The 538-nt window shown below is 47.2% G+C and carries 2 tRNA genes and 1 rRNA gene; all 3 read left to right on the forward strand.

The window, feature by feature from the left end:
- A 16S ribosomal RNA gene (locus HBR94_RS28410) occupies positions 1–64 on the forward strand; the annotation flags it as partial.
- An 81-nt stretch (positions 65–145) separates the two neighbouring features.
- Positions 146–222, forward strand: a tRNA-Ile gene (locus tag HBR94_RS28415).
- Between the two features lie 30 nt (positions 223–252).
- Positions 253–328 (forward strand) — tRNA-Ala (locus HBR94_RS28420).
- Positions 329–538 lie beyond the last annotated feature (210 nt).

The following is a 538-nucleotide window of genomic DNA, read 5'->3' on the forward strand; positions in this document are numbered from 1 at the left end:
CATGACTGGGGTGAAGTCGTAACAAGGTAGCCGTAGGGGAACCTGCGGCTGGATCACCTCCTTAATCGACGACATCAGCTGCTCCATAAGTTCCCACACGAATTGCTTGATTCATTGAAGAAGACGAAAGAAGCAGCCCGAAATTGGGTCTGTAGCTCAGTTGGTTAGAGCGCACCCCTGATAAGGGTGAGGTCGGCAGTTCGAATCTGCCCAGACCCACCAATTTTGTGTGGGAAACGCCTGTAGAAATACGGGGCCATAGCTCAGCTGGGAGAGCGCCTGCCTTGCACGCAGGAGGTCAACGGTTCGATCCCGTTTGGCTCCACCACTACTGCTTCTGTCTGTATAAAGCTTAGAAATGAGCATTCCATCGATGCGATGGTGAATGTTGATTTCTAGTCTTTGACTAGTTCGTTCTTTAAAAATTTGGGTATGTGATAGAAAGATAGACTGAACGTTACTTTCACTGGTAACGGATCAGGCTAAGGTAAAATTTGTGAGTTACTCAAATTGAGTATTATCGAATTTTCGGCGAATG

It is taken from the genome of Pseudomonas sp. WS 5412 (genome assembly GCF_012985615.1).
GTDB lineage: Bacteria > Pseudomonadota > Gammaproteobacteria > Pseudomonadales > Pseudomonadaceae > Aquipseudomonas > Aquipseudomonas shahriarae.